Source organism: Streptomyces sp. NPDC017520 (assembly GCF_044329855.1).
GTDB lineage: Bacteria > Actinomycetota > Actinomycetes > Streptomycetales > Streptomycetaceae > Streptomyces.
The window spans coordinates 333,846-347,863 of sequence record NZ_JBIRKB010000003.1; the positions used below are offsets into that span (position 1 = coordinate 333,846).

13 protein-coding genes and 3 pseudogenes are annotated in these 14,018 nt (G+C 71.2%); 8 read left to right on the forward strand and 8 right to left on the reverse strand.

Features of this window, described 5'->3' with window-relative positions; genetic code table 11:
- Positions 1-24: 24 nt before the first annotated feature.
- A complete protein-coding gene (locus ACH4KB_RS09325; protein ID WP_398065206.1) occupies positions 25-429 on the reverse strand; it encodes a PPOX class F420-dependent oxidoreductase in 405 nt (134 codons plus the stop codon).
- Positions 430-460: 31 nt separating this feature from the next.
- Positions 461-1,423: a TetR/AcrR family transcriptional regulator gene (locus ACH4KB_RS09330; RefSeq protein ID WP_398065207.1), complete on the reverse strand. Its 963-nt coding sequence runs from the start codon at positions 1,421-1,423 to the stop codon at positions 461-463.
- Positions 1,424-1,550: 127 nt separating this feature from the next.
- Between ACH4KB_RS09330 and ACH4KB_RS09335 the strand changes: the two genes are divergently transcribed.
- The 3 genes from ACH4KB_RS09335 to ACH4KB_RS09345 all read left to right on the forward strand — a co-directional run bounded on the left by ACH4KB_RS09335 (position 1,551) and on the right by ACH4KB_RS09345 (position 4,143).
- Positions 1,551-2,621: an ATP-binding cassette domain-containing protein gene (locus tag ACH4KB_RS09335; RefSeq protein WP_398065209.1), complete on the forward strand. Its 1,071-nt coding sequence runs from the start codon at positions 1,551-1,553 to the stop codon at positions 2,619-2,621.
- Positions 2,618-3,463 carry an ABC transporter permease gene (locus ACH4KB_RS09340; RefSeq protein WP_398065211.1) on the forward strand — a complete coding sequence of 282 codons (846 nt, stop codon included), beginning with the start codon at positions 2,618-2,620 and terminating at the stop codon, positions 3,461-3,463. Before ACH4KB_RS09335 ends, ACH4KB_RS09340 begins: the two co-directional genes overlap by 4 nt.
- Positions 3,464-3,618: 155 nt before the next feature.
- On the forward strand, positions 3,619-4,143 hold the full coding sequence (locus tag ACH4KB_RS09345; protein ID WP_398065213.1) for a GNAT family N-acetyltransferase: 525 nt from the start codon (positions 3,619-3,621) through the stop codon (positions 4,141-4,143).
- Here the strand turns inward: ACH4KB_RS09345 and ACH4KB_RS09350 are convergent.
- Positions 4,140-4,357 (reverse strand): annotated as a pseudogene (locus ACH4KB_RS09350) (methyltransferase); the annotation flags it as partial. The gene ACH4KB_RS09345 and the pseudogene ACH4KB_RS09350 sit on opposite strands and share 4 nt — an antisense overlap.
- 369 nt (positions 4,358-4,726) lie before the next feature.
- Between ACH4KB_RS09350 and ACH4KB_RS09355 the strand changes: the two are divergent.
- Positions 4,727-5,757 (forward strand): annotated as a pseudogene (locus tag ACH4KB_RS09355) (MarR family transcriptional regulator).
- A gap of 70 nt (positions 5,758-5,827) precedes the next feature.
- On the opposite strand, the gene ACH4KB_RS09360 reads toward ACH4KB_RS09355, so the two are convergent.
- From ACH4KB_RS09360 to ACH4KB_RS09370, 3 genes are all read right to left on the reverse strand, one after another.
- Positions 5,828-6,709, reverse strand: a complete 882-nt coding sequence (locus tag ACH4KB_RS09360; RefSeq protein WP_398065215.1) for an NAD(P)-dependent oxidoreductase — start codon at positions 6,707-6,709, stop codon at positions 5,828-5,830.
- A 282-nt stretch (positions 6,710-6,991) separates the two neighbouring features.
- Entirely contained in the window at positions 6,992-7,453 is a 462-nt protein-coding gene (locus ACH4KB_RS09365) for a hypothetical protein (protein WP_398065217.1), read from the reverse strand.
- Between the two features lie 98 nt (positions 7,454-7,551).
- On the reverse strand, positions 7,552-8,478 hold the full coding sequence (locus ACH4KB_RS09370; RefSeq protein WP_398065219.1) for a hypothetical protein: 927 nt from the start codon (positions 8,476-8,478) through the stop codon (positions 7,552-7,554).
- Between the two features lie 624 nt (positions 8,479-9,102).
- Between ACH4KB_RS09370 and ACH4KB_RS09375 the strand changes: the two genes are divergently transcribed.
- From ACH4KB_RS09375 to ACH4KB_RS09390, 4 genes and pseudogenes are all read left to right on the forward strand, one after another.
- A complete protein-coding gene (locus ACH4KB_RS09375) occupies positions 9,103-10,491 on the forward strand; it encodes a DUF4157 domain-containing protein (RefSeq protein ID WP_398065221.1) in 1,389 nt (462 codons plus the stop codon).
- A 409-nt stretch (positions 10,492-10,900) separates the two neighbouring features.
- A pseudogene (locus ACH4KB_RS09380) lies at positions 10,901-10,981 on the forward strand (gas vesicle protein); the annotation flags it as partial.
- Positions 10,978-11,274: a gas vesicle protein K gene (locus tag ACH4KB_RS09385; protein WP_265600096.1), complete on the forward strand. Its 297-nt coding sequence runs from the start codon at positions 10,978-10,980 to the stop codon at positions 11,272-11,274. The pseudogene ACH4KB_RS09380 and the gene ACH4KB_RS09385, both read left to right, overlap by 4 nt.
- A 106-nt stretch (positions 11,275-11,380) precedes the next feature.
- Entirely contained in the window at positions 11,381-11,848 is a 468-nt protein-coding gene (locus ACH4KB_RS09390; RefSeq protein WP_398065223.1) for an Asp23/Gls24 family envelope stress response protein, read from the forward strand.
- Between the two features lie 200 nt (positions 11,849-12,048).
- On the opposite strand, the gene ACH4KB_RS09395 is transcribed toward ACH4KB_RS09390, so the two are convergent.
- On the reverse strand, positions 12,049-12,696 hold the full coding sequence (locus ACH4KB_RS09395; protein WP_398065225.1) for a Uma2 family endonuclease: 648 nt from the start codon (positions 12,694-12,696) through the stop codon (positions 12,049-12,051).
- Positions 12,697-12,867: 171 nt separating this feature from the next.
- Positions 12,868-13,986 carry a phosphoserine transaminase gene (gene serC, locus ACH4KB_RS09400; RefSeq protein WP_398065227.1) on the reverse strand — a complete coding sequence of 373 codons (1,119 nt, stop codon included), beginning with the start codon at positions 13,984-13,986 and terminating at the stop codon, positions 12,868-12,870.
- Positions 13,987-14,018 lie beyond the last annotated feature (32 nt).

Sequence of the window (14,018 nt, forward strand, 5' to 3'; positions counted from 1 at the left end):
GGGAGGGCTCGCGCTCGCTCGGGCTCAGATGTCGTCGTCCGTCACCGGCCACACCTCGTAGTGCAGGGTCCGGTCCCGCTTCAGCCGGTGCGCGAGCGGGACGAGCACGCCCTGCACGACCGGGTACTTCCGCGACAGCATCCGCGCCGCGTGCGTGTTCTCCTTCGTGCCCGGCCGCAGCAGCCGTGCGTGTGCCCTGATCTGCGGTCCGGTGGGTCTGCCCCGGACCGTGCAGGGGGCGATCTCCACTTGGGGATGGTTGCGCATCCGCTCCACCTTCCAGGCGGACGAGAACGTGCGGATGAACGCGTGGTCGCCCTCGACGGCGATGTTGACCGGTGTGCCGACGGAGGTCCCGTCCTGCCGGTGGGTGCTCAGCAGGACGGCGTACTGCTTGACGAAAGGAGCGAGCTCCCGGCTGGCGTCCATATATCCATTGGGGCACGGGCCGGGAGCGCTGTCACTTCCGGGCCGCTGTCCGCCCCGTGACCTGGTCCGTGGCCTGGTCCGTGGCCTGGTGCGTGACCTGATCCGTGGCCTGGTCCGTGGCCTGGTCCGTGGGCCCGTCCGGCGTCCGTTCCGCGACCAGGGCCTCGAAGCCGGCGATCAGCCGTCGCAGCCCGAATTCGAAGTGGTCGAACTCGGCGCTGAACGTGTCCTCCGCCATGTTCGCCATCATCGGGTACGCGCCGCTGAGCATGGCCCGCTCCAGGTAGGGACGCTGGTTGTCCCAGAACTCCTCGTCGCTCAGTCCGGTCTGCCGTACCGCCTCCGCCGCGTCGGCCTGGGTGCGGGCGAGACCCTCCACGAAGCTGTTGACCGTGATGATCACGCCGATCAGCTCGGGGTCGCGCAGGCCCATGGACCGCAGGGCGGTGAGGGAGAGTTCGAGGCCGCGCAGGGCGCTGGGGCCGAGCACGGTTCGCGCCTGGTTGATCTTCAGCAGCCAGGGGTGGGCGCGCAGGTTGTCCAGGTAGGTGCGGGCCATGGCGTCGATGGACGCCCGCCAGTCGGCGGGGGGCGCGTCGACGGGAAGCTCTGTGTCGGCGGGGGGCGCGTCGAGAGGATGCTGCGTGTCGGTGGGTGGCGCGTCGACAGGATGCTCCGTGTCCGCGGGCAGGGGCTCGCCCAGCACCCGGTCGAGCATCAGGTCCAGCAGTTCGGCCTTGCCGGGAACGTACCGGTAGAGCGACATCGTGCCCGTGCCGAGCTCGGTGGAGAGCCGGCGCATGGAGACGGCGGCCAGCCCTTCCGCGTCCGCGACGGCGATGGCGGCGGTGACGATCCGGTCCAGCGAGAGCCCCGGTTTGGGGCCGCGGCTGGGGCGGTCCCCGGTGCCCCACAGAAGTTCCAGGCTGCGCGCGAGGTCGCCGCTCCCGGTGGCCGTGCCGTCCGTCGCCGCTGTCGATCCGTCTTTCGCCATGAGGCCAGCGTAGTGCTCCGGCGCAGATTTGGGTACGCCGTACCCGTATCGGAGTACGCTGTACCCAAACAAGGGTACGGTGTACTCAGTTAGCTTCCGGTCGGTCCGAGGAACAGGAGGTTGCAGCATGCTCATGCCTAAAACCGGGTCGGGGTCCGCGTCCGGGTACGCGGTGCTCGCCGAAGGCGTCGTGAAGCGGTACCCGGGGCGGGGGAAGGGCGGGACGGAGAAGCGGGCGCTCGACGGGTTCGACCTCGCCGTACGCCCCGGCACCGTCCACGGCCTGCTCGGCCCGAACGGGGCGGGCAAGACCACCGCCGTGCGGATCCTCGCCACGCTCCTGCGGTACGACGCGGGCCGGGCGGAGGTCGCCGGGCTCGACGTGGCGCGCGAACCCCGCCGCGTACGGAGCCGGATCGGGCTCACCGGCCAGTACGCGGCCGTCGACGAAGGCCTCACCGGCCGCCAGAACCTGGAGATGTTCGGGCGGCTCTTCCACCTCGGCAACCGCCGGGCCCGGCGGCGCGCCGGAGAACTGCTGGACCGGTTCGACCTGACCGAGGCCGCCGACAAGGGCGCCAAGGAGTACAGCGGCGGCATGCGCCGACGTCTCGATCTGGCCTCCTCGATGATCCTCCAGCCCGACGTGCTCTTCCTGGACGAGCCGACGACCGGGCTGGACCCGCGAGGCCGGGGTGAGGTCTGGGACGCGGTCCGGGCGCTGGTGGCCGGCGGTACGACCGTGCTGCTGACCACGCAGTACCTGGACGAGGCGGACCGGCTCGCCTCGCACATCACCGTCATCGACCGGGGGCGGGCCATCGCCGACGACACCCCGGACGCGCTGAAGAACCGGGTCGGCGGCGACCGGATCGAGGTGGTGGCCGCCGACGCGGGAGATCTGGACGCGGTGGCGCGGACCGTCGACCGGGTGGCCGGCGGCGGGCTCGTCGTCACCGACGCCACCGCACGCCGGGTGCACGCCCAGGTCGCCGATCGGGTGGCCGCACTCACCGAGGTGGCCCGGAGCCTCCAGGACGCAGGGATCGCGGTGGAGGACATCGGGCTGCGCCGGCCGAGCCTGGACGACGTGTTCCTGCGCCTGACGGGCCACGGCACGGCACACGACGTCGGGAAACTCGCCGTCGGGAACCACGGCACCGATAACCACGATTCCGCGGAGGTGGCGACGGCATGACGACACGCGAAAGGAACCCCGCTGAGGCTGCGACGGACCCGGTCCGCAACCACGGCTCTGTCTTCTGGGCGGTCTCCGACTGCTGGAACATCACCCGCCGCACCCTCACCCACTACCAGCGCCACCCCTCCGCCGTCGTCTGGCAGCTGGGCTTCCCGATCCTCTCCGTCCTCCTGTACGGATACGTCTTCGGCAGCGCGATGAAGGTGCCCGGGGGCGGGGACTACCGGGAGTTCCTGATGCCCGGCATGTTCGCCATGACCATGGCCATGGGCTTCATGAACACCGCCGTGGCCGTCGTCACCGACGCCGCCAAGGGGGTCGTCGACCGCTTCCGGTCCATGCCGATGGCTCCCTCCGCCTTCGCCTCCGGACGAGGGACGGCCGACCTGGTGGTGGCCGCCGCCGAACTGACCATCCTGGCCGTCACCGCGCTGCTGATCGGCTGGCGCGCGGACGGCGGGGTGCTGGCCGGCCTCGGGGCGTTCGGGCTGCTCCTGCTGCTGCGGTTCAGCCTGATCTGGGTGGGCGTCTGGCTCGGCATGCTGGTGCCCACCCCGGAGGCGGCGGGCGGGCTGTACGCGGTGGCCTTCCCCGTCACGATGATCTCCAGCACCTTCGTGGCCCCGTCCCTGATGCCGGGCTGGCTGGGCACGATCGCCGCCTGGAACCCGATCTCCTCGACGGCGACGGCCACCCGAGAGCTGTTCGGCAACCCCGTGGCGGGCGGCGGCACCTGGGTGGAGGAGCACGCCCTGCTGATGGCCCTGGTGTGGCCGCTCGTGATCACGCTGGTGTTCCTGCCGCTGGCGGTGCGCCGCTTCCAGCGTCTGAGCCGGTGAGCGCCTGAGCCGGTGAGGGGCTGAGTCGGTGAGGGGCTGGGAGGAGCGGGTCGGGAGGAGCGGGGCTGGGGGAGCGGGGCTGGGAGGAGCGGGGTTGGGAGGAGCGGGGCTGGGCGGGGCCGGTGGTCGGCAGGGTCAGCGTAGGGTCGGGCACCGTGCTGACGACCATCACGCCCCCGCCCTTCACCACCGCCCGCCTCGACGCGCTCCCGCTCGAACCGGCGTACGCCGACGAGATGGCGGCCGTCCTCGCGGACCCGGCGCTCTACGTGTTCACCGGCGGCGGCCCGCCGGACCCGGCCGCGCTGCGGTCCCGCTACGAGCGGCAGAGCGCCGGTTCGCCGGCCCCGGGGGAGCTGTGGTGGAACTGGGTGCTCCGGGTCCGCGCGGACGGAAGCCTCGCCGGATACGTGCAGGCGACCGTCCGGGGCCCCCGGGCGGAGATCGCGTGGGTCGTCGGGACGCCGTGGCAGGGCCGGGGCTACGCGAGCGAGGCCGCGAAGGGCCTGGCCGCGCACCTGGTCGCGGCCGGGGGCGTCCGGGAGCTCGTCGCCCACGTCCACCCCGACCACGCCGCGTCCGAGGCGGTGGCCACGGCGGCGGGCCTCCGGCCGACCGGGGAGTGGGAGGACGGCGAGCGGCGATGGGCGGGCAACCCGCTTGTTCCGGGGGCCTGTTAGAACCTGTTGGGCCGGATGGCTTCGGCGGGGCCCCGGAGCCATACCTGCTGGCCTCGGCCGGTCACGGTCAGCCCGAACTGCCCGGCGTCGGTTGCCCCACCGACTCGTACTCCCACCAGACCTGCTCGACCTCCTCCCACAGAAACCCGGGCCCGTACTGCCACACCTCCTCACCCGAGGCAGCCGCGGCGGCACACCCGTCCTCCCGGCTCACACGACCGGTTCACTCTTGCGGGGGTACGTGAGTGGGTCCCCGGCCCGAAGCTCGGGTGCCGGGCTTCGGGCGTCGGGATGCGGGGCCCGGGGTTCGAGCTCCTTCTTTAACCGGTAGGGAGAAGAGGGGGTTTGGGGAAACCTCCCCTACCTTCCCGCCCTCGTCACGGTCAGCAAGTATGACTAATCGTGACAGCTTGCGGCGCAGCGTGACGACTGCTTACGGTGCGAGAACCAAACGACCCCGACCGGTGTTGCCACACCAGGCCGGGGTCTCACCGCAAGATCGATACCCTAGAAAGACGATCCCTTGGCTACCAAGCACCCTAGCTCCGCCCTGCACGCCCCCGCACTCTCCGCCGCGTACCCGATGGCCAAGCCCGGCTACGGCAAACGCTCCGCACCGGACCAACAGGCTCGTACGCCACACGACTTCGCGCTCCTCCCGGCCCGCGAGCGGTATGTCGCCGGGTTCGTCGATCACCTTCCCGAGGGTGCCGCGATGAGCGTGAAGACGCTGGCTAAGCAGCTCCCGCTCTACGGCCAACAGGCCATCTCCACTTCCCTGACCAGCCTGTCCGTCGCCGGGCCCTGCGGCGCGTCCGGTGCCCGGTCGTCGGTGCGGGCGACGAGACCCGCTGGGTCTTCCGCACCTTCTGGTCACGCACCGCGCGCGACAACGCGTGGTGGAACGCGTACCTCGCTACCGAGCAGGCCGTCCTGGCCGCAGCCCCTGTGCCGGAGACCTCCGACACGGCACCGCCGCCACCGTGGGTCCCGGGCGAGGAGCCGCCGTCTCCGCCCGCTCCGGAGCGCCCCGGTACCGATCAGGCTTCCGAGCCCACCGCCGTACCGCACCAGCGCACCCCGGCCCAGGCCCCGGACGCCGAGCCAACTCCGCCTGCTCTGGGACCGGTTCGGGCGACGTCCCGCGTCCCCGCAGCCGGCCCTTCCCCCGCCTACATCGCCCTGGCCCGCCTCGGCCGCGACGACCACCGACTCGCCCTCTCCGCCGACGACTGCGCCGCCCTGGAAGCACAGGCTGCGGAGTGGCTCGCCCGGGGCGTGAGCGTCGACTACCTGACCAGTGCGCTGACGGCCGGGCTTCCCGCACACGTCGACAGCCCTCTCGGCTTCGTCCGCCGCCGCCTCACCGACAAGGTCCCACCCCGGCTTCCCACCGAGCCCGCCCCGGCCGTCAGCCCCGCCGCTGACCGCCATCTCCTCGTGGAATGCACCGACTGCGGACGCCCCGGACGGCCGGAAGCCCTCCCCGACGGCCTCTGCCGCCCCTGCCGCCACGCCCACTCAGCGGACGAAGGGAACGCGATCCGCCCAGCCGAGATCGCCGACGTCAAGGCCCACATGAGCAACCTCCGCGACCTGCTCAAACCCGTCTGACCTGGCCTCGACGCGCAGACTCGGGTCCGCGGTCCTGGCGAGCGGAAGCCATCAGGCGGCAAGTGGCCGGTCAGCGCACCAGCAGGTCGACCACGCCCGTCAGGTCCTCCTCGCCACTGCCCTCGGCCAGGCGGCGGCGCATCAGCTCGAAGTAGGGGCTGAGCAGCTCCGGGCTGACCCCCTGCTGCGCGGCGGTGTCCAGGAAGGTCGGCGTACCGGCCACCTGCATGCCGAGGTTGGAGACGACGCCCTTGGTGTAGTCACCGCTCCGCAGCTGGTCGGCGGTCTGGTGAACGGACGGGGCCATCGCGACGAGCCAGTCGGCGAGCAGCGGGGCGAGCGTCGCGGGGTCGATGTCCTCCTTGCGGATCAGGGCGAAGGCGTGCGCGGCACCGGCGAACATCCCGTACATGGCGCTGAGCAGGGCCACGTCGTGCAGGGCCGCGAATCCCGCGTCCTCGCCGACGTAAGTGGTGCCGACCGGGACGCCCAGGGTCTGCTGGTGTCGCTCGAACAGCTCCGGCGAGCCGCTGTAGAAGACGTAGCCGCCGGCCTCCGGGACTCCGATCATGGGCGGGACGGCCATGATCCCGCCGTCCAGGTAACGGGCGCCACGCTCAATGGCCCACTCGGCGCGGGCGCGGGCCTGGGCAGGGGTGCTGGTGGTCAGGTTGACCAGGTCCTTGCCGGCCAGGTCGGTGCCGGCCAGCGCCTCGGCGACCGAGGCGTCGTCCAGCAGGCAGACCACGACAAGGGTGTTCGCCGCGACCGCTTCGGTGACGCTGGCCGCGACCTCTGCCCCCTCGGCGGCGAGCGCCGTGGCGCGGGCCGGGGAGCGGTTCCAGACGGTGAGCGGGTGGCCGGCCGCAAGCCAGGTACGGGCCAGTGCGGTGCCCATCGCGCCGAGGCCCAGCAGCGTGACGGGGGTCTTCTCAACAGTGTTCTTTGCCATGCGGATCATGCTGGTCGCAGGCCTGGGGGTTATCAAGTACGCACTTGATAGTGGGTGGTTACCCCGAGGTGAGCCAGCACGTCGGAGCCTGGAGCCCTGAGGCAGGACTTCGACCCGCTGATCCTCGACGATCCCGGCTCGGGCCTCGACGCGGACGCCGCGCACGCCATCCCCGGCGCCGTGAGCCGGGGGCCCGGGGGGTGGCCCTCCGTCCTGACCGGCTCAGAGAGCGAGCCGGTCAGGACGGGCGGTTCAGAGAGCGAGCCGGTCAGGGCGGGCGGTTCAGGAGTCGAGGATCCAGTCCCCGCACGACTTCTCCGAGATCCACTGGTGGGAGCTGATCCCATTGTCGACGCGCTCTCCGCTGCTGAACGTGAAGCCGCCGAGGTCGCTCATGTACTTCTCGCCCTTCGTGAGGCAGGTGTAGCCGCCGCCCCAGTCCTGCCCGGTCCCGTTGATGACCTGCACGGCCAGCCCGGACGTGCCCTTGTGCAGGATCGACTGGGCGTTGTTGGTGTCGCCGCCCTGGAACGGTCCGGAGCTGTTGCCCCAGTCCGAGTCCCAGCTCGTGGTTTTGCCCAGGTAGCCGCTGCAGTGGTCGCCGGAGTAGGCGTAGAAGTAGCCGCCCAGGGCCGTCTGGTAGGCCCGGTTGCATGTGTCGGACGCTTGTGCCCCTCCGGCGGGAAGGATGACTCCGAGGCCGGCGAGTGCCAGGGTAGCGGCCGTGGCCAGGGTCTTGCGCATGGTGCATCACTCCTTGTGTGTTCGGGTGTTGTGCGGAACCCGCGGCACAGGGCCGCGGAAGTCGTTGTCAGCGGGGCGCCCGCCCCGCGGCCGCTCGGTCAGGCGGTCGCGCCGGTGATGTCCTCGGCCCGGGCAAGAGCGGCGAGGCCCATCCGCCGGTGCGCGGTGACGTCGTCGCCGTACTCAGCCAGGAGGGGGGAGCGGTACTCGGCGGTCAGCGCCCGCAGGGTCGCGGCCAGTGGCGTACGCGTCGCGCAGCGGGCCTCGCTGACGGCCAGGCCGTTCTCGACGGCGAACGCCTGGGCGGTGGTCAGCCCTTCGGTGAGCGAGGGAAGGCCGTCGCGGGCCGACGGTGGGTCGGCGTAGTCGTGGCCCGCTTCACGCATGCACGCGGACCACGCCTCCAGCGCCGTCGCGGTGCGACCGTCCTCGATGACCTCCGCCGCGTAGAGGCGGGCCAGATGGGTGACGGTCTTGTCCGCCCGGTACCAGCTCTCGAAGTCGCCGTACAGCCGGCCTTTCGCATCCGACAGGCAGCTGTCCCGTGGCATGCCGACGGTTCCCCCGCCGGGCAGTTCGGCCGTCACCATGCCGTTCGACGAGTCCCCGTCGAGCGCCTTGGTGTAGCGAGCGCGTTCGTGCTCGGGGAGCGCGTTGGCATAGGCGTGGTTCGGGTCGTCGCGCTGCAACCGCTGGAGCCTCTCACGGACCCGGCTCCCGTACCCGTTGCGCTTCGCCCAGGCGGCGTCGGTCAGCACGTAACCTCCGCCCCGCAGGTCGTCGGGCGTCGGCAGGACACCGGCCCAGTAGGTGAAGCCGGCCTCCTCCATGCACTCCTTCACCATCAGTTGTTCCGCGCGCTGCACCAGAAGCTCTTCGGCGGCGGACAGTTCCCGTCCGGTGACCCGCGCCTCAACCGCCGGGTGGGCGCGCTCCGGTGCGGTACCGGCGTCCGCTTCGCAACCGGAGAGGAAGGCCGCCATGGCCGCCACCCCGGCGCACGTGGACACGTACACCCTCTTCATCGCCGCTCCCCTCGACACGGCGCCGGTGCCTCGGCGCCTCCCCGTCGCCGGGGCGCACGACCGGAGTCGAGTCCTGGAAGTCCGGGACTCGCCTCCGGTCGGGGCGCCCCGTCCACCGGAAGAATCGCCCAGGTGGCAGTGGCCCGGCCATGCTGTTGCGGCTCACCGCAAAAGCCGAGCCCCCGAGGGAGGAGGCAGCTGCTCCGCTTATGTTCCGGAGCAGCCGGCCCGCGGGGGACAAGAGCCCGGCAAGGGACATGCACGCCCCCTACCGGGCGACCACCGCCGGGCACCGCCGGCCACCGCCCGGCACCGCCGGCCACCGCCGGGCACCGCCGGGCACCGCCGGGCACCGTCCCGGCGGCCCTTCACGGCCGGGCACAGGGCCGTGCCGTGATCTCGGCGGGCGCAGGAGGAGGGGTTGGCGGAGGCGGTGCCGTTTCACGCTGGCCGTCGGCGGAATCAGCGGGACGGAATGCGCTCTTACGCGCGGGGGCGACCGCTCGGGGCACCAAGGCCGCCCCGGCAGCCGCCCGATTGTGCGCGAACGTACCTTCACCGCACTGCCCCAGCCGCGATACGCAGGGGTTGACACGTGCTCCACTCTCAGAGAGGCCTACCCGCATGCGTACGCACGGATCCGGCAAGTTGCCCAACGGGGGGCAGGCCGACCGTCCGGCGCGCCCGGTCAGCATGGCCCCGGTCACGCCCGCCGCGGCCCCGCTCTCCGACCTGGCGCCGCTCACCCTGCAGCGCAGCGTCGGCAACGCCGCGGTCGTCCAGATGCTGCGCCAGGCCGGACACCTCGGCGGGCGGCATCAGCACGGTGACGGCTGCGGTCACCAGCAACCCGAGCAGGCCCCGGTGCAGCGCTCCGCCGTCCACGAAGTCCTACGCGGCAAGGGCAGCCCACTGGACGCACCGGTCCGCCAGGAGATGGAAGCCCGCATGGGCGCCGACTTCTCCGACGTGCGCCTCCACACCGGCACCACCGCCCAGCGCTCCGCCGCCGAACTCGGCGCCCGTGCCTTCACCTCCGGCAACCACGTCGTCATCGGGGAGGGCGGCGGCGACCACCACACCCTCGCGCACGAGTTGACCCACGTCGTTCAGCAGCGGCAGGGAGCGGTCGCCGGTACGGACAACGGCTCCGGGCTCCGGGTGAGTGATCCGGGCGACAGGTTCGAGCGCGAAGCCGAGGCAAACGCGACACAGGTGATGAGGGGACCGGCGCCCGAACGCAGCGAAGGTGCCGACCGCCATGCGGACACGAGGGCGGCCGCCCGGAGCGGTGAGGCCGTGCAGCGTTACACCAACTTCCAGGAAGAAGGGCAGCCTCCCCTTCGCGTGTCCGAGAACGGGCTCTTCCTGACGTACCCCGACACCCCCCACGTCTGGGTCAGGGAGGACGCGCCGGCGGGCAGTGTCGCGCCCGCCCTGCGGCGAGTGGACGACAACTCGATCCCGTGGAACGGGGGGACGTACTTCAAGTACTCGCTGGGCGGGGACATCCAGCAGGACTGCCTGCACGCCGCCGAGGAGATCATCAACAACCGTGTCGGCCAACTTGCCTGGGGCGAAGACGAGTACAGCACGATCGAGACCGCCACCGGCAACAACCCCTCTCGGGTCGAGAACTTCGGTCAGAAGGACGCGACCAATCGTCGCCAGGCACGCCAGTTCGCCGGCCCACGGAACGAGATGGCCGACCCTCGGCCGGGAGAGGCGTTCGTCATCGTGGTCACCAAACCTGACCCGAAGTTGGAGATGAGCCAGTTCCACGCCGGTGCGGTGGTGGCCCGCGACGGAAACGACTGCGTAGTCCTGGAAGCCTGGTCGGACGGGAACAGCCCGCCCAACCTTGCTGCGGCCGACTCCGAGATCTACACGGTGGGAGACTTCCAGCGGTCGTTCCATTCGTCCTACGGCAGTGGGCCAGGCACCTACTTCGGCATGGTCGGAACCACGACAGTCGTCATCAGGTCACACCCCGACGTGGTCAACGTGCCCTGACCGCCGAGTGGCCGTTGGCACCAGCTCCGGCGGGAACGCACGGGTCAGCACACCCAACGCGACCCGGTCCGACCACCGCTCGTCCGCTGACAACATTCCCTGACAACTTCCCCTGGCTGGCCGGTGGTGGAGACCGGCAGGGGTTGTACGTACCGATGGGTGGCCGAGGTACCGGATGGGTGGCCGAGGGCGACCGGGTGCACGGAGGGCTCGCGCTGCGGCACGGGCCCAACTACCCCTGTGCTGGGCCGAGAGTGCGGTTGCGGGTTGCGGTTGCGGTATCAGGGCCTGGCGTAGGGTTCCGGTCCATGACCGCCGAACCTGACTTCCTGAACGCGACCCGGTCCTCGTACGACGCCATGGCCCCCGCCTACGTCGACTTCGCCTGAGGCGAGCTGGCGGACAAGCGGTGCGGGTGTCACTGCACGCCCTGCTGTCGTCGGTCAGCGAGCGGGTTCCGGCGCCCTGGGCCGACGGGGGGCCGTTGTGACGGGCGCGGGCCGGGCCCCGGGCTCACGGGTCGATCTGGACTCCGAGCAGATGGGGCGGGACCTGGTGGCCCTGGTCCTCACCGTGGTGGAGCTGCTCCGGCAGCTGATGGAGCGGCAGGCGATCCGCCGGGTCGAGCAGGGCGACCTCAGCGACGAGCAGGTCGAGGAGATCGGGACCACGCTCATGCTGCTCGACCAGCGGATGAAGGAGCTCTGCGACCAGCACGGGGTGCGCCCCGAGGACCTCAACCTGGACCTCGGACCGCTGGGGACGCTGCTGCCCCGCGACTGAGTCCCGGTCCCTCGAATGGCGGACGGTCATGGGCGGGCGGAGAGTGAATGAGGGGGCCGCGCGGGCGGAAGGAGCGCCCGTGGCAATCACTCTCTGTGAGGCGGATATGGCTGACATCGAATCTCGGAGCGGAAACCCGGCGGCCGGCGGCGGGAGCCAGGGAAGCGGCGTGCGCGGCAGGACGACCATCGCCGACGGCGTCGTGGCCACCATCGCGGAGATCGCCATCCGCGAGACCGACGGCGTTCATTCGGTGGGCAAGGGCGCGTCGAAGGCGCTCGGCGCGGTGACGGGCAGGATGTCCGGGTCCTCGGGCAGGGGCCGGACCGTGAAGGTCGAGGTGGGCGAGAAACAGACGGCGATCGACGTCGACGTCGAGGTGGAGTACGGGGTTCCGATCCATGAGCTGGCCGACCGGATCCGCGCGAACGTCGTCGACGCCGTGGAGACGATGACCGGGCTGGAGGTCGTCGAGATCAACATCAACGTCTTCGACGTGCACATCCCGGGCGAGGACGACGAGGACGGCTCGGACGATGCCGGTTCCGGAACAGGGGGCTCCCGCGTGCGGTGAGTTGAGTCCGGACCGGCCGTCCGCGCCCTGGGCCGCCTCACCGCGGAGAACGCGGAGAACGCGGAGAAGGCGGAGAACGCGGAGCCGCTGGACCTGTGGGCGGACGCCGGTGCGGACCAGGAATGGCTCGCGGGGATAGCCGCGCTGCGGGCGGTGCTGGTGGGGGCGTCGGGGGAGTAGGACCGGTCCGGGTCGCGACCTCAGCGTTTCGAGCGGCCCGCGCGCACGATCTCGTCGACGTCCAGGGAGACTTCGACGCCGACGCCGACGCCGACGCCGACGCCGACGCCGACGCCGACGGAGGCGGGCAGCGGGGCCTGCTGGCCGGGGGCGTAGACCTCGTGGCGGTCGTAGCCGACGGGGAGGGGTTCGGTCAGGACGTGGACCCGGCCGTGCTTGCGGTCGACGATGACGTACACCGGGATCTTGGCCTGGGCGTAGGCGGTGACCTTGTGGCGCAGGTCGGTCTGGTAGTTCCCGGAGGTGACCTCCAGGACCAGGCGGAAGCAGGCGGGGTCGTAGCAGTTGTTCTCGATCAGGTGCTCGTCGAAGTCGGCGTCCACGATCGCCAGGTCGGGGATCACGTAGTCCTCGGGGCCACTGGGTAGCCAGAGACCGATGCCCTGGAGGACATTCGACTCCTCGCCGTGCAGACCGGCGGAGAGGAAGGGGATCATGAGTGTGGTCAGGGCTTTGGCATGCGGGCCGTCCGGGGGTGGTGCCACGGTGACGAGGCCTCCGATGATCTCGACGCGATGCCCCGGAAGCTGTTCCATGAGACGGTTGGCCGTTTCCAGCAGCGTTTCCGGCTCATCGTCACAGGGGTGCTCGACTGCTGCTGCAGACATTGCGGGCCTCCTGGAATGGGCTGGTGTCGAGGCCATCATCGTAGGACGGGACAGCCGAAGATCGCGCTTCTGGCATATGCCACTCGGTCGGGTGACGCAGAAACGGCCCGGCACACCGCGTGGGTGCCGGGCCGTCTCCGTACAGCGGTCGAGCCGTGAGCCGGTAGGAAGCTACAGCTTCTCGATCACGTAGTCGACGCACGCCGTCAGCGCCTGGACGTCCGCCGGGTCGATCGCCGGGAACATCGCCACGCGCAGCTGGTTGCGGCCCAGCTTGCGGTACGGCTCGGTGTCCACGATGCCGTTGGCGCGCAGCACCTTGGCGACGGCCGCCGCGTCGATCTCGTCCGCGAAGTCGATCGTGCCGATGACCTGCGAGCGCTTCGCCGGGTCCGTGACGAACGGGGTGGCGTACTTCGACTCGTCGGCCCAGCCGTAGAGGTTCTGGGAGGACGCGGCCGTGCGGCCCGTCGTGAAGTCCAGGCCGCCCTGGGTGTTCATCCACTTCAGCTGCTCGTTCAGCAGGAAGAGCGTGGACAGCGCCGGGGTGTTGTACGTCTGGTTCTTGAGGGAGTTGTCGATCGCCGTGGGCAGCGAGAAGAACTCCGGGATGTGCCGGCCCGAGGCGTGGATCCGGGCGGCGCGCTCCAGGGCGGCCGGGGAGAACACGGCGATCCACAGGCCGCCGTCGGAGGCGAAGGACTTCTGCGGGGCGAAGTAGTAGACGTCGCTCTCGGTGATGTCGACCGGCAGGCCGCCCGCGCCGGAGGTGGCGTCCACCAGGACGAGGGCGCCCTCGTCGGCGCCCGCGACGCGCTTGACCGGGGCCGCGACACCGGTGGAGGTCTCGTTGTGGGTGAAGGCGTAGACGTCGACGCCCGCCTCGGCCTTCGGGTCCGGGTGGGTGCCCGGGTCGGAGGCGATGACGGTGGGGTCGGACAGCCAGGGCGCGAGCTTCGCGGCCTTGGCGAACTTCGACGAGAACTCGCCGAAGTTCAGGTGCTGGGACTTCGACTCGATCAGACCGTGCGTCGCGACGTCCCAGAAGGCGGTGGAGCCGCCGTTGCCGAGGACGACCTCGTACCCCTCGGGGAGGGAGAAGAGGCTGCGCACGCCGTTCCGTACCTCGCCGACCAGGTTCTTGACCGGGGCCTGGCGGTGGGACGTGCCGAGGAGAGAGGTGCCGGTGGCGGCCAGCGCGTCGAGCGCCTCCGTCCGCACCTTGGAAGGACCGGCGCCGAAGCGTCCGTCGGCGGGCTTGATGTCAGCGGGAATCTGGATGTCGGCCACGGGACGGAGCGTAGTCCCTCGGTGGCACGGCT

What these genes read in the sequence shown, in the direction of transcription:
- ACH4KB_RS09360 (WP_398065215.1), bottom strand. Translation starts at nt 6,709, where the DNA reads ATGGCAAAGAACACTGTTGAGAAGACCCCCGTCACGCTGCTGGGCCTC.
- ACH4KB_RS09365 (WP_398065217.1), bottom strand. Translation starts at nt 7,453, where the DNA reads ATGCGCAAGACCCTGGCCACGGCCGCTACCCTGGCACTCGCCGGCCTC.
- ACH4KB_RS09370 (WP_398065219.1), bottom strand. Translation starts at nt 8,478, where the DNA reads ATGAAGAGGGTGTACGTGTCCACGTGCGCCGGGGTGGCGGCCATGGCG.
- ACH4KB_RS09340 (WP_398065211.1), top strand. Translation starts at nt 2,618, where the DNA reads ATGACGACACGCGAAAGGAACCCCGCTGAGGCTGCGACGGACCCGGTC.
- ACH4KB_RS09330 (WP_398065207.1), bottom strand. Translation starts at nt 1,423, where the DNA reads ATGGCGAAAGACGGATCGACAGCGGCGACGGACGGCACGGCCACCGGG.
- ACH4KB_RS09390 (WP_398065223.1), top strand. Translation starts at nt 11,381, where the DNA reads ATGGCTGACATCGAATCTCGGAGCGGAAACCCGGCGGCCGGCGGCGGG.
- ACH4KB_RS09325 (WP_398065206.1), bottom strand. Translation starts at nt 429, where the DNA reads ATGGACGCCAGCCGGGAGCTCGCTCCTTTCGTCAAGCAGTACGCCGTC.
- ACH4KB_RS09395 (WP_398065225.1), bottom strand. Translation starts at nt 12,696, where the DNA reads ATGTCTGCAGCAGCAGTCGAGCACCCCTGTGACGATGAGCCGGAAACG.
- ACH4KB_RS09375 (WP_398065221.1), top strand. Translation starts at nt 9,103, where the DNA reads ATGCGTACGCACGGATCCGGCAAGTTGCCCAACGGGGGGCAGGCCGAC.
- ACH4KB_RS09335 (WP_398065209.1), top strand. Translation starts at nt 1,551, where the DNA reads ATGCTCATGCCTAAAACCGGGTCGGGGTCCGCGTCCGGGTACGCGGTG.